We start from the raw sequence: 17,480 nt of genomic DNA, 5'->3' as shown, positions 1-17,480 counted from the left end.
CGTTGACTGAGTTGCGCCCGTAGCATCCTCTGTGCGGTAAAGTTTTTTTATGAACAATAACGACTACCCCAACGCCCTCGATCTTGATACGGAACTGGAAAGCCCTTTGGATCATTTTGATGAGTCCGAACCCCCACTACCAGATCCAGAGGAAATGCTGCCTTTGCTGGAATCCCCGGAACCTCAGCACCGGATGATGGCGGCCCGGGCTTTTTGCGAATTGCAGGACGATCGCGCAATTTCGCATTTAATTAATTTATTGAGAGACGGTTGCCCCTTGGTGCGGGTGAGTGCGGCCTATGCTTTGGGGCGAAATCCGAGTCCCGATGCTGTGGAACCGCTGATCGAGCAGCTTAACCGCGATTGGAATGGTTATGTTCGCAAAGGGGTAGTTTGGGCCCTGGGAAATTGCACGGATCACCGCGCTTTAGCCCCCTTAATTGATGCTCTGAGAACTGATATTTCGGCGGTGCGTTTGTGGGCGGCGAGTTCCCTCGGTCAAATGGCAAAAGTTGGTTACTATGTGGTGATTGCGGGGATTCCGCCGTTGATTGAATCACTGCGGGGAGATGCTGTATCTGCGGTGCGTAGTAACTCGGCTTGGGCGATCGGGCAACTGGCGCGGGAGTTGCCGAATAATGTAGTGTACGCTGGGGCGATCGACGCTTTGATTGAATCATTAGAAGAAGACCAAGATATGGGCGTGCGCGAAGATGCTAAATCTTCCCTATTACGAGTCGGCGATCCGCGCGGCTTGCAGATTATTGAAGACTTAGAAATGGAAGGATTGTTATGATAAAAAGTTCATAATTAAACAAAGTTTACTTATTACCCTTTACCCGTTACCAATTATGAACTTCATCAATCCTAAAACAGATTTTGGCTTCAAAAAAATCTTTGCTTCACCTCAGCACAAAGAAGTTTTGATTAGCTTCCTGAATGCCATGCTCTACAACGCAGAGCCAACAATTACCGACTTAGAAATCATCGATCCCTACGCCGCACCAGCAATTACTGGTTTAAAAGACACTTACCTCGATGTCAAAGCCAAAATTACAGGAAACACAACTGTGATTATTGAAATGCAGGTAATTAATGTAGAAGCTTTTACCAAGCGTGTCATATTTAATGCAGCCAAAACCTACGCAACTCAACTCAAACCGAGAGAAAGCTACTCAAAATTAAATCCTCTGATTGCTTTAACAATTACCGATTTTGTTCTGTTTGAGAATACAGAGAAATTTCTGACCCATTTTGTGTTTAAAGAAGTCGAAGAAAACATCGAGTATTACAGAGAAATAGAGTTGTTTTTTCTGGAGCTTCCCAAATTCAATAAAAAACTAGAAGAAGTTGAAGGTTTGATTCAAAGTTGGGCTTATTTCATCAAAAATGCTCCCGATTTGGAGGAAATACCCGAGAAATTTGCGTCAGTACCAGAACTTCAAACAGCTTTTAATATCGCCAACAGGTCGAGTTTAAACCTTGAGGAATTACAAGCATTAGAAAAACGGGAAATGTTCTTTGAAGACCAGCGTGGTGCTGTGATCAAAGGCATCCGAGAAGGTAAAGTTGAGGGAAAAATAGAATTAATATTGCGTCAAATTGCCCGACGGACTGGTGAGATTTCGCCGGAAATTCAAATTCGCATCCAGCAGCTATCTCCTGAACAATTGAATGATTTAGGTGAAATTTTGTTAGATTTTACCAGTCAACAGGATTTGATTTCTTGGCTCGAATCCGTGTCAGCATAATTCTTGATCTGCAACATGATTTACCAATTACCCCTTACCCGTTACCAATTATGAACTTCATCAATCCTAAAACAGATTTTGGCTTCAAAAAAATCTTTGCATCACCTCAGCACAAAGAAGTTTTGATTAGCTTTCTGAACGCCATGCTCTACAACGCAGAGCCAACAATTACCGACTTAGAAATCATCGATCCCTACGCCGCACCAGCCATTGCTGGTTTAAAAGACACTTACCTCGATGTCAAAGCCAAAATTACAGGAAACACAACTGTGATTATTGAAATGCAGGTAATTAATGTAGAAGCTTTTACCAAGCGTGTCATATTTAATGCAGCCAAAACCTACGCAACTCAACTCAAACCCAGAGAAGGCTACTCAAAATTAAATCCTCTGATTGCTTTAACAATTACCGATTTTGTTCTGTTTGAGAATACCGACAAATTTCTCACCCATTTTGTGTTTAAAGAAGTCGAAGAAAACATCGAGTATTACAGAGAAATAGAGTTATTTTTTCTGGAATTGCCCAAATTCAATAAAAGACTAGAAGAAGTTGAAGGTTTGATTCAAAGTTGGGCTTATTTTATCAAAAATGCTCCCGACATGGAGGAAATACCAGAGAAGTTTGCGTCAGTACCAGAACTGCAAACAGCTTTTAATATCGCCAACAGGTCAAGTTTAAACCTTGAGGAATTAGGAGCTTTAGAAAAACGGGAAATGTTCTTTGAAGACCAGCGTGGTGCTGTGATTAAAGGCATCCGAGAAGGTAGAATCGAGGGGGAAATGGCATTAATATTGCGTTTACTCCCGCGACTTACTGGTGAGATTTCGCCGGAAATTCAAACTCGCATCCAGCAGCTATCTCCTGAACAATTGAATGATTTAGGTGAAACTTTGTTAGATTTTACCAATCAAGAAGATTTGATTTCTTGGCTCGAATCCGTGTCAGCATAATTCTTGATCTGCAACATGATTTACCAAATACCCATTACCGTTACCAATTATGCACTTCATCAATCCCAAAACAGATTTTGGCTTCAAAAAAATCTTTGCATCACCTCAGCATAAAGAAGTTTTGATTAGCTTTTTGAATGCGATGCTCTACAACGCAGAGCCAACAATTACCGACTTAGAAATCATCGACCCCTACGCCGCACCAGCAATTACTGGTTTAAAAGACACTTACCTGGATGTCAAAGCCAAAATTACAGGCGACAAAACTGTGATTATCGAAATGCAGGTAATTAATGTAGAAGCTTTTACCAAGCGCGTCATATTTAATGCAGCCAAAACCTACGCAACTCAACTCAAACCCAGAGAAGGCTACTCAAAATTAAATCCTTTGATTGCTTTAACAATTACCGATTTTGTTCTGTTTGAGAATACAGAGAAATTTCTCACCCATTTTGTGTTTAAAGAAGTCGAAGAAAACATCGAGTATTACAGAGAAATAGAGTTATTTTTTCTGGAATTGCCCAAATTCAATAAAAGACTAGAAGAAGTTGAAGGTTTGATTCAAAGTTGGGCTTATTTTTGTGTTTAAAGAAGTCGAAGAAAACATCGAGTATTACAGAGAAATAGAGTTATTTTTTCTGGAATTGCCCAAATTCAATAAAAGACTAGAAGAAGTTGAAGGTTTGATTCAAAGTTGGGCTTATTTCATCAAAAATGCTCCCGATTTGGAGGAAATACCGGAGAAATTTGCGTCAGTTCCCGAACTTCAAACAGCTTTTAATATCGCCAACAGGTCGAGTTTAAACCTTGAGGAATTACAAGCATTAGAAAAACGAGAAATGTTCTTTGAAGACCAGCGTGGTGCTGTGATTAAAGGCATCCGAGAAGGTCGTCAAGAAGGTAGAATCGAGGGGCAAATGGCATTAATATTGCGTCAAATTGCGCGACGGACTGGTGAGATATCCCCAGAAATTCAAACTCGCATCCAGCAGCTATCTCCTGAACAATTGAATGATTTAGGTGAAATTTTGTTAGATTTTACCAGTCAACAGGATTTGATTGCTTGGCTGGAATCGGCTTCTAGATAAATCTATAAACTGATTAAGTTCGTAGTCAGGAATGCAAGTCCTCTTTTTGTCTATGAGTCAATCAGGACTAAAGTCCTTACTACGAACCATTTTTTTTTGCAGTGAGGAATGCAAGTCCTCTTTTTGTCTATGAGTCAATCAGGACTAAAGTCCTTACTACGAACCATTTTTATTGTGAATAATATCAAAGCTATTAATCTAACAAGTCTGGTTCCCGGCGCACAATCATGTCATAAAGCGGTTGAAAGCTAAACCATCCCATGCGGTGCGATCCGACTTGCTGCTGTGTCAAACGCGCACATTCTGGCTTGATGAGAATCGGTTTTCCGGCTGCTTGGGCCATTAACTGCGCTTGACAAGAACGTTCCATCGCAATAAACCACCAAGCTGCTTCATCTACTGTTTCACCTACTGTTAACAGTCCGTGATTTTGTAAAATAATGGCTTTTTTGTCACCTAAAGTTTTGGCGATGCGTTTGGCTTCTTCGATTTCCAAAACAACTCCGGTGTAATCGTCAAATAAAGCTTGGTCTTCATAAAAAGAGCAAGCATCTTGCGTTAGGGGGTCGAGGAGGCGACCCAAACTCGACCAACTTTTGCCGTAGGGTGAATGGGCGTGGGCTGCTGCGATTACGTCGGGGCGGGCGTTGTGTACTTGGGAATGAATGGCAAATGCTGCTTCGTTTACGGGTTTATTTCCCTCAACAACTTCGCCTTTGTGGTTGACTAAAATTAGGTCGCTGACTCGAATTAAACTAAAGTGCATTCCAAAGGAATTGACCCAGAAATGATCGAGGTGTTCGGGGTCGCGGACGGTGATGTGTCCGGCAATTCCTTCGCTGAATCCGAAGCGGGCAAATAACCGAAGTGCGGCGGCTAAACGCTGTTTGCGGTGGCGGCGTTCTTCTTCAATTGAGTTGAATGTTGGGGGTTGGAAAGTGACTTTTGGAACTTTTATTGCTATCATATCTGTGTTGTAATTGGTAATCAGTAATTGGTAATCTAGAAGTTAAAGCCTATAACTTTCTTCCTTCTTCCTTCTTTCTTCTTCCTTCTTCCTTCTTCCTTCACTCAATCGCAAACCTGCTATGTTTTTGCAGTCGAAAGTGGCGTTATTGCCGGGGTGGCGTTCGATTAATTCGATGATTTGTCCGGCAGGATTTTGCAGAAACCACTGGGTTAACGAGCCGTAGTCTAAAGGTCGATCGGATAGCGGTTGAAAGTTTTTGTTTTGCCATATTGTAGCAGCATTCTGCACGTTTTCGACTCGAATCGCGACGTGGTGAACTGCTGTTAATCCCCTTTCTTGTTGGAAGCGGTTTTTTTGGTCGCCTGTGGCGTGGGGCGCATCCAATACTACTAGGCCGCCGGCTGGCATTAATAAGGTCATTAAATGCAGCCACAAATCTGAGGGAATGTTGATGTTTCCGGTACAAAAGTTAATGGGGAATAAGTCGGGGCCTTCAACTATTTTGGCGCCGAAGAATCGAAAAGAGTCGGCGTAGTTTTCGAGTTGAGTGCGATCGCGAAATGTGATGACAAAGTGGTCTATCGATACTAATTCTCCGTACAGCTTTGTCTCAAATATCCAGGTTGTCAAAAATTCGGGATTAATAAATTTGGGGTTGAATTCCAGCAAGCCACTTTTTTCGATGAATGGTGAGTCAAGGTGGCTGTCGAGGTTGTTGTCTAATCTTAGGGTTGGTAGATTCAAGTTTTTCATGTCTCTCACCCGGGTTAATTTGGCAAAACAGCGAATTTTGTCTGCAATCTAAAGTTGATGCACATTGGTACACCTTAATTTTAAAATAACACAAATTTTAACGATCGCCCGATCGCCACTCCCAAACCTCGATCGATCAAAAATCGTATCATTTGCCGATCGCGATTCCAGCCAACCACGCCGTAGTCCAAGCACTTTGGAAGTTGAAACCGCCCGTCACGCCGTCGATATCCAAGATTTCGCCAGCAAAGAAAAGTCCGGGACAGCGGCGGCTTTCCATCGTCTTGAAATCGACTTCTTTGAGATTGACACCGCCGCAAGTGACGAATTCTTCCTTAAATGCGCCCTTTCCTGAAATCTGATATTCGCCTTGGACGAGTTCTTGTAACAGGCGATCGAGGGCTTTGTTGGATAAGTCAGCCCAGCGTTTTTGGTCATCAATGCCGATCGAACTTGTCAAACGTTCCCAGAGGCGACGCGGCATCGGAAACGGACAGCTAGAGACGATTAATCGGTGCGACAACTGCGATTTGACCGCTACCAGTTGCTGCCGCAAAACCTCTGCATTGTACTGGGGAAGCCAATTAATTAGGACAGATGTTCGATAATGGCGATCGTGCAAAAATCTCGCACCCCAAGCCGAAAGTTTGAGTACAGCAGGCCCGCTGACACCCCAGTGAGTAATTAACAAAGGCCCGCTTTGTTCTAATTTTGCTCCCGCCAATTTTACCTTAGCATTCGGAACCGAAACCCCGGCTAAATCTTTGATGCGGCTGTCAGCAATATTAAAAGTAAATAGAGAAGGAACAGGCACTTCTACAGTATTTCCTAACTCTTTTGCCCACTTGAAACCCGACGGATTGCTACCTGTAGCGAGTAAAATGCGATCGCACTTCAACTCTTCCCCCGATTTCAACTCAATTATAAACGTAGGGGCGGTGCCCCCGTGCCCGCCCTCGCCCTCTGTGGTATTCCCGGTTAATTTCTTGACTGAAACAACTGCATCGCCCGTGCGAATTTTCACGCCTGCATCCTCAGCAGCGCGGATCAAACAGTTAACAATTGTCTCCGAATCGTCTGTAATTGGAAACATTCGCCCGTCTGCTTCTGTTTTCAATTTCACGCCGTGACTGGCGAACCAATCAACCGTATCGCGGGGTTGAAATCGAGTAAAAGCACCGCGCAGAGCTTTCCCTCCTCTGGGGTAATTCTGCACTAAAACACCGGGGTCAAAACAAGCATGAGTGACGTTGCAGCGTCCGCCGCCAGAGATGCGAACTTTTGCTAGGAGTTGGCGGCCTGCTTCTAGTAGAGTGACGCGGGCTTGGGGATAGGTTTTAGCACAGGTAATTGCGCTAAAAAAACCCGCTGCACCACCACCTATGACTGTAATTTTTAGCATTCGATCGGACAAATTTATTCTCGCTTATTCTTCTGGTTCAAAATCGGATTTTGTCACCCCACAAGTGGGACAAACCCAATCGTCGGGGATATCTTCAAAGGCAGTACCGGGCGGTATGTCTCCGTCGGGGTCGCCTTCTTCTGGATCGTAGACGTAATTGCAAGTTGTACAAACGTATTTTTGCATTTGCTTAGCCCAATTGTATATTGTCAGCTTGTAGATTGTACTCGATCGCGCAACTTTGTGCAATACCAGAGTAATTAAGTTTTTCACAATTCACAATTATAAAATAGCTCTCTTCCAAAAATAAATAGGACGCTGCTCAGAGCAACGTCCCACAATTTTTTTTATTGTGGGATGGGTTTTGAGCATCGTGCCCAAATTTGATTACTATCGTTTCCGGTTGTATCGGAATGATTTAACCGCAGAGAGCGCAGAGAACACAGAGAGAGCATAGAGAGATGAATACAGGACGATGCTACCGGATTTGATATAAAAGGACTGAGACAATATTGTCTATCTAATGTAAACTTTTAAATATTACAAGCCTCTAAAACTTCGGTTTTAGAGGCTGCATTCTATCTTTTATTAGTTAACCACAATCGGGGTACTAGACTTTTGCTAAAGGCTTAGTCCAAACGCCACTTTCATCTTCTTCGTACTCCTTGTCAATGGCTTCCCAAGCGGCGTGTTCGGCTTGGATCGAGTCATTGCTTTCGTCAAATGCGGCGTTGTAAGATTCCATAAAGGTTTTTTGTGCTGGTTCCGACAGGTGCGATCGCACTTCGGGAGACAAGTCAGCCGGACTGTTGCAGCGACCTTTGACGGCGCGCGGTAGCGTCATTTCGCTAGTAGTTATCTCTTCGCCGCCTGCGCTTTCTAGCAACAGTTGAAATTCGCCGGATTTGTCGGTTGGAACTTCTGCCATCACGAGAAATTCGCCTGCTTCTACGCGGGTTTGATAGATAGTTGCTTTGTCTTCGGGCATTCCCAAAGCGACTAATGCCGAAACTAAGCCCGCACCGGCTGAACCTGCGATCGCGCCGCTAGCTGCACCCAACAATACAGCACCCAGCGGGCCGGCCGATACTACTGCACCGACAAAGGGAATAAACAGCACGCCGACGCCGGTTAACAAGCCCAAAAAAGAACCGAATAAGGAACCAAAAATTGCGCCGCTTCTCAGGCCGCCTAAAATCACATCTTTTTTAGTCAGAAAGCCGGCAATTTTAGTTTTGGACTGAAAGTTTTTGCCCATGACTGAGATGTGGTCGCGGGAGACTCCGCGATCGAGCAACCGCCGAATTACGCCGTCTAATTGTTCTTCTTCCTTAAATACGGCTGAAACTGTGCGTTCTGCTAGATATTCCTCTGACATTGTTCCTCCTTAACGGTTTATCGATTATTTTATGCTTGTTTTCAGTATAGGAGGACACTATAGGGCGATCGCATCGATCTTGAGATAGAGGTAAGTGCGATCGGAGATTGTTAGAGGATCTATCAAAAGAGTTAAGGATGTTTGTAATTGGCGATCGCTCATCTTTTACCGAGATTTATTCAGCTCTAATATAACCTCCCATAAACTCCAATTGATTTATCATTTCTTCCGCTGACTTGGCAGCCATCAAATTCAAAATTCCTCGCCATTGAGCGCCTATTGAGTAACTTTGTCGCGTTGCAACAATAATTCCTGAATGAGTCCTCTTTCGTTCAGCAAAAGTTCTGTGCAAACGGCAGAAATCTCCCATATTAGAAGTGTAAATGACCCGTCCTTCCTCAGTTGCCCAGATTAGCTGCTCCTCATCTGAAGAGCTAAGTTTGTTCGCGTCTGGAGTAGTCATCACATCTACAGCAGAATTCCGCAAAGCTTCTACCAACGACAGGTTGCCAGAATCTTCATCAATATAGAGACGAATTTGACTCACGATAAATTACCTGGCATATATTCAGCTTCCCAATACTTGCACTCTTGGTAGTACGCTGCTATGTCAGCCTCGATTTCATTTTTATTAGCGTGATAATAAGCCAAACCCGCATAAATTTGTGCTAACGTCAAGTGCGGAAATTCTTCAGCAATTTTTTCAGGGGTCATTCCCGCTTTATAGTCAATCGCTATGCTTTGCACGGACATTCTTGTACCTGCGATGCGGGGGCGGCCACCGCAAGTTCCCGGCGTGCTGACAATTAGGGTTCCAATATCAACGGCAGTTGTCATATTTGCCTCGATTGAGTTAACTTTATTCTATTGTAACGCAGCTTCAATTCTACCCGATCGCACTTTCGCAACATTAACCAATGCCACTAGCACCACTGTTTCCTGTAGTTCATCCCATTCTCAAATCTGCTTTTCCCGGATGTCTGTGGATGGGAGATATCAACAGCCAAGAAATAGCCCTGACATTTGACGACGGGCCACACCGACTGCACACACCTCAACTGCTAAAAGTTTTAGACAAATACGACATTAAAGCGAGTTTTTTCTGGCTGGGTTTTTGCGTTGACAGGCATCCAGAAATAGCTAAAGAAGTGTACGCAAGCGGACACTGGATCGGTCTCCACGGCTACCAGCACGTATCCTTTGCTAAACTCAAAACCCACGAACTCAAACACAGTTTAGAAGACACGCAAAAAGCAATTAGCAAAGCTTGCGATTTAGACCCAAAATTAATCCGCGACGTGCGGCCGCCCAATGGCATTTTTACGCCGCGAACATTGGAGTTATTGAAACAGTGGGAATATCGCCCGGTAATGTGGAGTGTTGTCCCGGAAGATTGGGTGCGGCCGGGGGTGAAGAAAGTTATGAGTCGCGTCGTGCAGCAAGCTGAAAATGGTTCAATTATTGTACTGCATGACGGCTATTGTGGCGGCGAAGATGTGGCTGATTCTGCTGATAAAATTATTCCATTGTTGTTGTATAAAGGTTACAAATTTGTAACAATCGATCGCCTGTGGCAACAAATTTATGCCTGATGGCGTCACTGGGAACCCAAACTAAGTAATCGCCCTCATTTGAAATTTGTTCGCTTGGACTCGGAATCACTCCGCCGCTGTGAATGTGCAAGTCATGAGTATGTTAACAGAAACAGGGTAAATTACCTGATATTATGTAAAGCTTGCGAAAGCTTCGATCGCAAACAAAGCAAGTAGAGGAGGCTGTGGTATGGTTCGATCGCACAAACGTCAAGCTGTCATCGCTTTAGTGGTAGCCCTGGGCATAATCATCGGAAATTTAGTGTTTCCCGGCTTAAATGTAGCGCCAGCATTGGCAGAAGCCAAATTTAAGGATGTCAAAGACCATTGGGCTCAAGCTTGTATTGAGGAGTTAGCCGAGAAAAAAATCATCAGCGGCTACTATGAAGATGGCACTTTTCGCCCGAACCGCCCAGTCAGCCGAGCGGAATTTGCAGCGATGCTGCGGAGGGCTTTTCCTGATGCCAAAACCGTCCGCAATCCGATCGACTTTGCAGATATTCCCACGAATTACTGGGGTTATAAACCAATTCGAGAAGCTTATCAGACGGGTTTTCTATCGGGATACAGCGGCAGTATTTTTAACGCCACATTAAATATTCCGCGCTGGCAGGTTTTGGTAGCCTTAAGCAGCGGTTTGAAATATACGCCTACGGGTTCAGCGCCTGAAATTTTGAATGCGACGTTTGAAGATGCGCGAGACATTCCCGAATTGGCGAGAAATGCGATCGCCGCCGCCGCCGAAAAACGACTGGTTGTCAATTATCCCGCCGTCAAACAGCTTGAACCTACACGCAATGCGACACGCGCCGAAGTAGCAACTTTCTTGTGTCAGGCGATCGCCAAACCCAGCCAAACAGCCTTAGTTCCCTCGCAATACATCGCCCAAGTTCCGCCGGATATCGGCCCGCCGAGAACCACAGAAATCTCGGAATCGGGGAAAATTAGGGCGGAAGTTTCTTTCGTTAAAGAAGCAGAAAATGCTAAAAATATCCGCATCAAAATCATCCGTAACGGTCAAATTTTATTAGAAGAACCAGTGCTGATTCCGACTCGTTCTCTCGCAGACAATCCCGACAAAAAAGCCAGCGACGAAGTATCCGAAGGGCGTTTGTTATCGGTGCGAATCCGCGATTTAGATGGTGACAAGGAACCGGAAGTGCTGGCAGATTTAGTCTCAATCAAAAGCGGCGTCCGCTGCTGCAATTATTCGTTTATTTACCGCTACGACTCGGCGGCGAAGAAATACACTCACATCAAGCATTTCTGGGGCAATGTGAGCTACGAAATTGTCGATTTTGGCAAAAATGATATCCCAGAGTTCAAGAGTCAGGACGGGCGATTTGCCGAGGCTTTTACAAATTATGCGGATTCTCGCTTGCCGCTGCAAATTTGGCAGTACCGCCAAGGTAAAATGGAAGATGTTACCAAACAGTATCTCGTGGAAGTATACACGAACTCTGCTGAGCTGTGGCTGGAATCTCGCAAGCGATCGAGCGAAGATGCAGAGGTGAAAGGCGTGTTGGCGGCCTTCATGGCGAGTAAGTATGTCGCGGGCCAGGAGGCGGAAGGTTGGCGGTTGTTGGAGGGAGTTTATCAAGGGCGCGATCGCACTCAATTCTTTGGGAAGTTGCGCGAGTTTTTGGTGAACACTGGTTATGCGAGTAAGTAGATAAAGAACACCCTCGCATCCCCCTTCCCAAGGGGGAGTAGCGCGGTGGATTAATTGTCGAGAGGCGTGTTTCAAGGCTATCAAGGCTATTGATCGACATTATGCGAAGCATTTAACAGGTTTATCTGTACTAGATAAATCAAAAAGTAACTCACTCAAATCTTCAATTTGATTAGCCATCAATCTTAGAGCTTCGGGGAAAGTATGAGTTCCTTTAATGCGAGCTAATGGAACTAAAAATTGTCACGCCCATTGCCCAATTATCAGGTGAATTCCCACCCCTAAAAATATCGTTATTTTCGTTTAGCGCCACATCTTTAACCCAATGCAGTCGATATTTATTTAACCTGGACAGGCACGTGAATGTTTGTATAGCTGCGGTTTCAACCGCCGAGTCAAGGCCAATCGAATTCGCGTCTACACAAACGATTTCCACTCGCCTGCGGACTCAAAAAAAGAAAAGCATTTATTTAACCTGCGTAAGCACCTGCATATTTGTATAGCTGCGAATTCTATTCGCCAAGCTTCCTTCGCGCTCTTCGCGTCTTCGCGGTTCGTTCAAATCCTTAAATAGCGCTATAATGATTGATAACGAACGACGAATGACTCATCACTATGGTACTGTTAACCGCAAAAGTTTCTGCTAACGAGTTGGCAAATTTGGCTGTAGATTTGATTCGGAAATCTGGGTGCGAATACGGTGACGTGCGTTTTTGCAGTTACCGGAGGCAAAGTTTGTATGCGCGCGATCGATCTTTAAGCAATATCTCCGATAATGTAAGTTCCGGTTTTGGCGTGCGAGTTTTGCTAGACGGCGCTTGGGGCTTTGCCGCCAGTCACAGCAAAACACCCGCAGAGGTAGCCCGAATCGTCGCTTTGGCTGTTGAAATCGCTAAGGGAAGCCGCTTGACTCAAAAGGAACCGGTACGCTTAGTTCCCGTCGAAAAATATGTCGATACTTACATTACTGCGATCGCAATTGACCCGTTTTCTGTACCCGTCGCTGACAAAGCCGAACTCCTATTAACCATCAACGAGCGCCTGCTATCGCACGAATCCCAAGGCATCAAAAAAGCTTATTCTTTTTTGACATTTAACCGCGAAGACAAGGTTTTTGCCTCCACAGAAGGCTCGCTGATCGAACAAACAATCTACCGCAGCTATCCGGGTTTTGGCTGTACGGCAATTGCGGGCGGCGATGCCCAAAGTCGCAGTTACGAACGCCCGCCGCTAAATATCGGTTACGAACACATCAATCCCGATGATTTGCTTAGTCAAATAGACAGAGTGGCGGCCGAAGTGATTGAAAAAGTCGCCGCGCCTAAGGTTCCGGCTGGTATTTGCAAATCCCTGATTCTGAAGCCGACAAATTTGTTTCTGACAATCCACGAATCCGTCGGACATCCAACGGAATTAGACCGGGTTTACGGCTACGAGTCTAATTTTGCTGGTACGAGTTTTGCTACTACTGATAAATTGAATAAGCTGCAATACGCTGCACCTTGGGTGAACTTTAAGTGCGATCGCACTCAACCCGCCGGTCGCGGTACAATGGGTTACGACGATGAGGGCGTAAAATCCCAGGATTGGTACGTTGTCAAGGATGGAATTTTAGTCGATTATCTCACTGACAGAGAAACAGCTTACCGCCTCGGACGTGATAGCAGCAATGGTTCCGCCTGCGCTGATAGTTGGTCGAGTGTGCCGATGGTGAGAATTCCTAATTTGGGATTGGAACCGGGCCCGGATGGCGGCAGTCATACTGCTACTTTGGATGAGATGATTGCTGATACGGAAGATGGGATTTTAATTGATGGGATTGGCAGTTTTTCGATCGACCAACAGCGGCGCAATTTTCAATTCGGCGGTAATGCTTTCTGGAAGGTGGAAAAAGGTAAAGTTGTCGGTATGTTGAAGGATGTAACTTATCATTCAATGAGCACTGATTTCTGGAATCAAGTAGATGCGATCGGCCCTGCTTCTGAACGGGTTCAGTGCGGTACTAATATGTGTGGTAAGGGTGAGCCGATGCAGGTTGCTCAGATGACTCACGCTTGTGTACCGGTGCGCGTCAGGGATATTCAAATTGGGGGAAGGTCTTAATTCGGAATGATTTAACCACAGAGGGCGCAGAGAACACAGAGAGAGAGTATTCGTAGGGTGTGTCGCCTGAGAAGAATCCCTAAATTTAACTTAAACCAAAACGGTTCGTAGTGCGGACTGAAGTCCGCATCCCAAGAGCGGACTTCAGTCCGCACTACGAACGAATCTGCTTGTTTATGGCATGATATAAGGTGCGTCGCTCTAAGATTTTCGCGGTTTTTTAGAGATTGTCGATGGCGACACACCCTACAGATACTGATATCATATCCGGTTGATTACCATAACCAAAACGGTTCGTAGTGCGGACTTCAGTCCGCATCCCAAGAGCGGACTGAAGTCCGCACTACGAACGAATATGTTACAAATAAATTGCCCTTTGATGATAAACTATGACTGCAACAACATCGCCCGCAATCTTAACCGAAGACAGAGCATTATTTTTGCTAGATTCTATTGTGAAACAATCCGCAGCCGAGGAAGTATTTGTCAGTCTCTCAACTGGCGAAGAATCTCTTTCCCGTTTCTCGGAAAATCAAATCAGCCAAAATATTAGCAAGACTGTATTTAGCCTCAACATTACTAGCTATTTCGGCAACAAAAGCGCCTCTGCATCTGTTACCGAATTTGATGAAGATACGATCGCCCAAACCATCAAGCGATCGCAAGAACTCGCCCGCATTGCCCCCGCAGACCCCGAATGGATGCCCTTGTTGCCGCCTCAAACCTACGATTTACCGCCGGCGGCGTTCGATGCAGCAACGGCCGCTGTATCGCCTCTAGCGCGCGCTGAGATGGTGCGACAAGCCTGTGCGATCGCCTCTCAGGAAGGTGCAGAGGCTTCCGGTACTTTGAGCGCTGAGGCGTCATTGTACGCGATCGCCTCGTCAACTGGACTCCGGGCCTGCAACCAGTCTACAGAGGCGAATTTCGGCTTCACAGCCCGCATTGGAGACGGTTCTAGCTGGACGGAAAGCACGGCTTGGGGTATCAATCAACTACAAGTGGCGGAATTAGCAGCACAAGTTGTCGATCGCGCGCAAGCCTCCCGCAACCCCCGCGAAGTCACTCCCGGTATATATCCTGTAATCTTTGATGGCGCTGCTTTTGCGGATTTGCTACCGTGGATTATTTGGGGAATGGATGCGCGGGCGGCGGATGAAGGGCGATCGTTTATGTCGATCGCAGATGCAGAAGGAAAACCCGCTGGAAACCGCGCTGGAGAGCAACTTTTCAGCCCTTTAGTGCAGGTACAGCGCGATCCGAATCATCCTTTATTGCGATCGAATAATTTTTTCGGTGACGGATTAAGCAATAACTATTTGGAAATCATCAAAAATGGCATTCCTCAAAGTTTATCTTATTCCCGCTATTGGGCAGCCCAAAAAGGCAAATCAGCAAAAGGTGCTTATTACCCGATGGTGATGACAGGTTCCGATCAAAGTATAGCAGATTTAATCGCTCAAACTGAACGCGGAATTTTCGTCAGTCGCGCATGGTATGTCAACTACGTAAATCCGAAAACATCGGAAGTAACAGGAATGACTCGCGACGGTACTTTCTGGATTGAAAACGGTAAGATTGCTTACCCGATTAAAAATTTCCGCTTCAATCAAGTTTTACCTGATATGTTGCGCGATATCGATGCTGTTAGCAAGGTGAAACGTTACGGCGGTAGTGTCGTGCCCGGAGTGCGCGTCAAAGCTTTTAATTTCACGAGTATTACTGATAGTTTGTAACTCGCAATTGCGGATGTTTGTAGTGAGGGCTTTAGTTTTTTCCAGAAGAAGGACTAAAGTCCTCACTACGAACCTATAGTAAGTTATGAGAAAAAATGCCAAATATAGATATACGTCAGGTTCAAAACGCACAAGAATTAGAGGATATGTTTTACCAGCGGTGGTTGGTTTTGCGATCGCCCCTGGGCATGGAAAGGGGCAGTGAAAGGGACAATCACGAGAACGGTGCTTGTCATATCATAGCAGCAAAGGGCGATCGCACAATCATCGCATCAGGCAGACTCCGAGAATTATCCCCAGAATTGGGAAGCATCTCTTATATTGCCGTACTTCCTGAGTTTCAAAACCAGGGAATCGGCACTAAGTTGATGGAAAAATTGATCGCACAAGCTAAGGAAAAGAATTTCCAAAGCCTAAGACTGATGTCTCGGATTAACGCCGTTCATTTTTACCAAAACCTCGGATTTGTCGAACAAGAAAATCCCTTTGATTACCTGGGAATCCCGCACGTATTCATGCAGTTAGAGTTCTAATCCCTGTCATAATATAAAGTTCGTAGTGAGGACTTTAGTCCTTCTTTTCGAGAAATTGAACTCTCACAAAAAACAGGTTCGTAGTGAGGACTTTAGTCCTTCTTTTCGAGAAATTGAACTCTCACAAAAAACAGGTTCGTAGTGAGGACTTTAGTCCTTCTTTTCGAGAAATTGAACTCTCACAAAAAACAGGTTCGTAGTGAGGACTTTAGTCCTTCTTTTCGAGAAATTGAACTCTCACAAAAAACAGGTTCGTAGTGAGGACTTTAGTCCTTCTTTTCAAGAAATTGAACTCTCACAAAAAACAGGTTCGTAGTGAGGACTTTAGTCCTTCTTTGTAATAAAAAATACCCGTAATCAAAAGGTTCGTAGTGAGGACTTTAGTCCTCGGATGGATGCGGACTAAAGTCCTCACTACGAACCTATTTAATTGTGATTGTTTAATCTCGCCCAAATATTGAGATGCAGCTTCACATTATCTCTACTAATATCGGCTGCGGAATTACCGGATAAATCACAAACTTTAACTCCTCTTTCTTCGAGTAAAAGTAAGAATCCTTTACCAAATACTTAACAAACTCCGATTCTTGTTTAGCGCCACAGGAACCTTTAAGTCGAACTGTTTTAGTTTCATCTTTAGCCAACTCAGCCCGATAGACATAAGTACCATCAACTTTTTCAAAAGTTAATTCAGCCACGAAACCATCATTTTCAAGATTTTTCTCTACAATGCAGCCTGAAACTTTGTAATTGAACCAATCCCACCCATAGCGCATAATAAAATCTCGTTCCAAAACTTGAATTTGGTTCGGCAAAATCCCCCAACCCCGATAAACCTGATTCAAACATTCAATATCGCCAGTTCGCGTTAGAATAGATTTGAACGAAGTGCGATCGAGATTTCCGTAATATCTGCCGTCACGCAAATCAATCGCAGTCGGTGCCATGCGGTGTCCGCCAAAATGACTAGATTTCCAAACACGAACACCACTCAATTCTAACTCCGAAACCAAAGCTGTTGCTTCCGCGTAAAAAGGATTGCCGTATCTCGCGCAACATCTATCATGACTCCCATGAGTGCAAACCAAAATATCTCTACTTGCGTTATCTTCAACTTCACAATCTGGGACTTCGCCAGCTAAATAGCTTTTGACAATTCCCGCTACTTTGTCAATGTCATCTACATTAAATTCGTGCTTTTCGTAACCGTCAAAAAGTTCTTGACTTTTGTTGTCATAAATCAAAACCTTGCGCTGATCAGCACATTTAGTTTGGTCGCTATTTATCAACAAAAATCTAATTTTTTGCTGAAAATGCTCTACTTCCTCCACCAAATCCCTGAGACTCTGGGGAACTTGTTTAGAATTAAAAGCTTCTGATTCCCAAGGCAAACAGCATTCAATCAATACATAGGTTTGGTAATTAGTACCAGTCCCAATAATATCCTCTTGAACGCATTTAGAAGCATCGGCGCAAAAAAAAGTATCCGGCATTTTCTACCTCATTATGTGTCATAAATTACTCTTTTAACAACCCATTTATTACAGCTAGT

18 protein-coding genes are annotated in these 17,480 nt (G+C 44.6%); 10 read left to right on the top strand and 8 right to left on the bottom strand.

Going from position 1 to position 17,480, the window contains the following annotated elements; genetic code table 11:
• The first annotated feature begins 49 nt into the window (after positions 1-49).
• Genes QZW47_RS19525 through QZW47_RS19505 form a run of 5 tightly spaced genes read left to right on the top strand, consistent with a single transcriptional unit; the run spans position 50 to position 3,789 of the window.
• The gene (locus QZW47_RS19525) at positions 50-796 is read left to right on the top strand and encodes a HEAT repeat domain-containing protein (RefSeq protein WP_293130007.1); all 747 of its coding nucleotides are present in this window, start codon (positions 50-52) and stop codon (positions 794-796) included.
• 55 nt (positions 797-851) lie between these two features.
• Positions 852-1,751: an Rpn family recombination-promoting nuclease/putative transposase gene (locus tag QZW47_RS19520; RefSeq protein ID WP_293130004.1), complete on the top strand. Its 900-nt coding sequence runs from the start codon at positions 852-854 to the stop codon at positions 1,749-1,751.
• Positions 1,752-1,801: 50 nt separating this feature from the next.
• Complete coding sequence (locus QZW47_RS19515) at positions 1,802-2,701, top strand: Rpn family recombination-promoting nuclease/putative transposase (protein WP_293130001.1); 900 nt, start codon at positions 1,802-1,804, stop codon at positions 2,699-2,701.
• A 49-nt stretch (positions 2,702-2,750) separates the two neighbouring features.
• On the top strand, positions 2,751-3,290 hold the full coding sequence (locus QZW47_RS19510) for an Rpn family recombination-promoting nuclease/putative transposase (protein ID WP_366930901.1): 540 nt from the start codon (positions 2,751-2,753) through the stop codon (positions 3,288-3,290).
• Entirely contained in the window at positions 3,283-3,789 is a 507-nt protein-coding gene (locus QZW47_RS19505) for a DUF4351 domain-containing protein (RefSeq protein WP_293129998.1), read from the top strand. The genes QZW47_RS19510 and QZW47_RS19505 overlap by 8 nt, the downstream gene beginning before the upstream one ends.
• 193 nt (positions 3,790-3,982) lie before the next feature.
• Here the strand turns inward: QZW47_RS19505 and QZW47_RS19500 are convergent, their stop codons facing one another.
• The 7 genes from QZW47_RS19500 to QZW47_RS19470 form a co-directional block, all read right to left on the bottom strand.
• The gene (locus QZW47_RS19500; RefSeq protein ID WP_293129995.1) at positions 3,983-4,756 is read right to left on the bottom strand and encodes a class II aldolase/adducin family protein; all 774 of its coding nucleotides are present in this window, start codon (positions 4,754-4,756) and stop codon (positions 3,983-3,985) included.
• A gap of 42 nt (positions 4,757-4,798) precedes the next feature.
• A complete protein-coding gene (locus tag QZW47_RS19495; protein ID WP_293129992.1) occupies positions 4,799-5,512 on the bottom strand; it encodes a hypothetical protein in 714 nt (237 codons plus the stop codon).
• Positions 5,513-5,660: 148 nt separating this feature from the next.
• A complete protein-coding gene (locus QZW47_RS19490) occupies positions 5,661-6,914 on the bottom strand; it encodes an NAD(P)/FAD-dependent oxidoreductase (protein ID WP_293129990.1) in 1,254 nt (417 codons plus the stop codon).
• Positions 6,915-6,938: 24 nt separating this feature from the next.
• The gene (rd, locus tag QZW47_RS19485) at positions 6,939-7,100 is read right to left on the bottom strand and encodes a rubredoxin (RefSeq protein ID WP_293130078.1); all 162 of its coding nucleotides are present in this window, start codon (positions 7,098-7,100) and stop codon (positions 6,939-6,941) included.
• 424 nt (positions 7,101-7,524) lie between these two features.
• Positions 7,525-8,292, bottom strand: coding sequence for a ChaB family protein (locus QZW47_RS19480; protein ID WP_293129988.1), 768 nt, complete (start codon positions 8,290-8,292; stop codon positions 7,525-7,527).
• Positions 8,293-8,467: 175 nt separating this feature from the next.
• Positions 8,468-8,839 (bottom strand): DUF5615 family PIN-like protein, encoded by a 372-nt coding sequence (locus QZW47_RS19475; RefSeq protein ID WP_293129985.1) that lies wholly within the window; start codon positions 8,837-8,839, stop codon positions 8,468-8,470.
• Entirely contained in the window at positions 8,836-9,129 is a 294-nt protein-coding gene (locus QZW47_RS19470; RefSeq protein WP_293129982.1) for a DUF433 domain-containing protein, read from the bottom strand. The genes QZW47_RS19475 and QZW47_RS19470 overlap by 4 nt, the downstream gene beginning before the upstream one ends.
• A gap of 80 nt (positions 9,130-9,209) precedes the next feature.
• On the opposite strand from QZW47_RS19470, the gene QZW47_RS19465 reads away from it, so the two are divergent.
• The 5 genes from QZW47_RS19465 to QZW47_RS19445 all read left to right on the top strand — a co-directional run bounded on the left by QZW47_RS19465 (position 9,210) and on the right by QZW47_RS19445 (position 15,928).
• Entirely contained in the window at positions 9,210-9,884 is a 675-nt protein-coding gene (locus tag QZW47_RS19465; RefSeq protein ID WP_293129979.1) for a polysaccharide deacetylase family protein, read from the top strand.
• Between the two features lie 190 nt (positions 9,885-10,074).
• Entirely contained in the window at positions 10,075-11,556 is a 1,482-nt protein-coding gene (locus QZW47_RS19460) for an S-layer homology domain-containing protein (RefSeq protein WP_293129976.1), read from the top strand.
• A 615-nt stretch (positions 11,557-12,171) separates the two neighbouring features.
• Positions 12,172-13,659, top strand: a complete 1,488-nt coding sequence (locus tag QZW47_RS19455; protein ID WP_293129973.1) for a TldD/PmbA family protein — start codon at positions 12,172-12,174, stop codon at positions 13,657-13,659.
• 389 nt (positions 13,660-14,048) lie between these two features.
• Positions 14,049-15,395, top strand: coding sequence for a TldD/PmbA family protein (locus QZW47_RS19450; RefSeq protein ID WP_293129970.1), 1,347 nt, complete (start codon positions 14,049-14,051; stop codon positions 15,393-15,395).
• A 95-nt stretch (positions 15,396-15,490) separates the two neighbouring features.
• The gene (locus QZW47_RS19445; protein ID WP_293129967.1) at positions 15,491-15,928 is read left to right on the top strand and encodes a GNAT family N-acetyltransferase; all 438 of its coding nucleotides are present in this window, start codon (positions 15,491-15,493) and stop codon (positions 15,926-15,928) included.
• Positions 15,929-16,398: 470 nt separating this feature from the next.
• On the opposite strand, the gene QZW47_RS19440 is transcribed toward QZW47_RS19445, so the two are convergent.
• Positions 16,399-17,421 (bottom strand): sucrase ferredoxin, encoded by a 1,023-nt coding sequence (locus QZW47_RS19440; RefSeq protein WP_293129964.1) that lies wholly within the window; start codon positions 17,419-17,421, stop codon positions 16,399-16,401.
• Between the last annotated feature and the right edge of the window lie 59 nt (positions 17,422-17,480).

It is taken from the genome of Microcoleus sp. bin38.metabat.b11b12b14.051 (genome assembly GCF_013299165.1).
Lineage (GTDB): Bacteria > Cyanobacteriota > Cyanobacteriia > Cyanobacteriales > Microcoleaceae > Microcoleus.
This window is presented reverse-complemented; position numbering and strand designations above follow the sequence as displayed.

Bases quoted from the DNA above. Each gene is read 5' to 3' on its own strand.
- rd (WP_293130078.1), bottom strand. From the start codon at position 7,100: ATGCAAAAATACGTTTGTACAACTTGCAATTACGTCTACGATCCAGAA.
- QZW47_RS19450 (WP_293129970.1), top strand. From the start codon at position 14,049: ATGACTGCAACAACATCGCCCGCAATCTTAACCGAAGACAGAGCATTA.
- QZW47_RS19470 (WP_293129982.1), bottom strand. From the start codon at position 9,129: ATGACAACTGCCGTTGATATTGGAACCCTAATTGTCAGCACGCCGGGA.
- QZW47_RS19490 (WP_293129990.1), bottom strand. From the start codon at position 6,914: ATGCTAAAAATTACAGTCATAGGTGGTGGTGCAGCGGGTTTTTTTAGC.
- QZW47_RS19495 (WP_293129992.1), bottom strand. From the start codon at position 5,512: ATGAAAAACTTGAATCTACCAACCCTAAGATTAGACAACAACCTCGAC.
- QZW47_RS19525 (WP_293130007.1), top strand. From the start codon at position 50: ATGAACAATAACGACTACCCCAACGCCCTCGATCTTGATACGGAACTG.
- QZW47_RS19455 (WP_293129973.1), top strand. From the start codon at position 12,172: ATGGTACTGTTAACCGCAAAAGTTTCTGCTAACGAGTTGGCAAATTTG.
- QZW47_RS19520 (WP_293130004.1), top strand. From the start codon at position 852: ATGAACTTCATCAATCCTAAAACAGATTTTGGCTTCAAAAAAATCTTT.
- QZW47_RS19480 (WP_293129988.1), bottom strand. From the start codon at position 8,292: ATGTCAGAGGAATATCTAGCAGAACGCACAGTTTCAGCCGTATTTAAG.
- QZW47_RS19500 (WP_293129995.1), bottom strand. From the start codon at position 4,756: ATGATAGCAATAAAAGTTCCAAAAGTCACTTTCCAACCCCCAACATTC.
- QZW47_RS19440 (WP_293129964.1), bottom strand. From the start codon at position 17,421: ATGCCGGATACTTTTTTTTGCGCCGATGCTTCTAAATGCGTTCAAGAG.
- QZW47_RS19445 (WP_293129967.1), top strand. From the start codon at position 15,491: ATGCCAAATATAGATATACGTCAGGTTCAAAACGCACAAGAATTAGAG.
- QZW47_RS19465 (WP_293129979.1), top strand. From the start codon at position 9,210: ATGCCACTAGCACCACTGTTTCCTGTAGTTCATCCCATTCTCAAATCT.
- QZW47_RS19510 (WP_366930901.1), top strand. From the start codon at position 2,751: ATGCACTTCATCAATCCCAAAACAGATTTTGGCTTCAAAAAAATCTTT.
- QZW47_RS19460 (WP_293129976.1), top strand. From the start codon at position 10,075: ATGGTTCGATCGCACAAACGTCAAGCTGTCATCGCTTTAGTGGTAGCC.
- QZW47_RS19515 (WP_293130001.1), top strand. From the start codon at position 1,802: ATGAACTTCATCAATCCTAAAACAGATTTTGGCTTCAAAAAAATCTTT.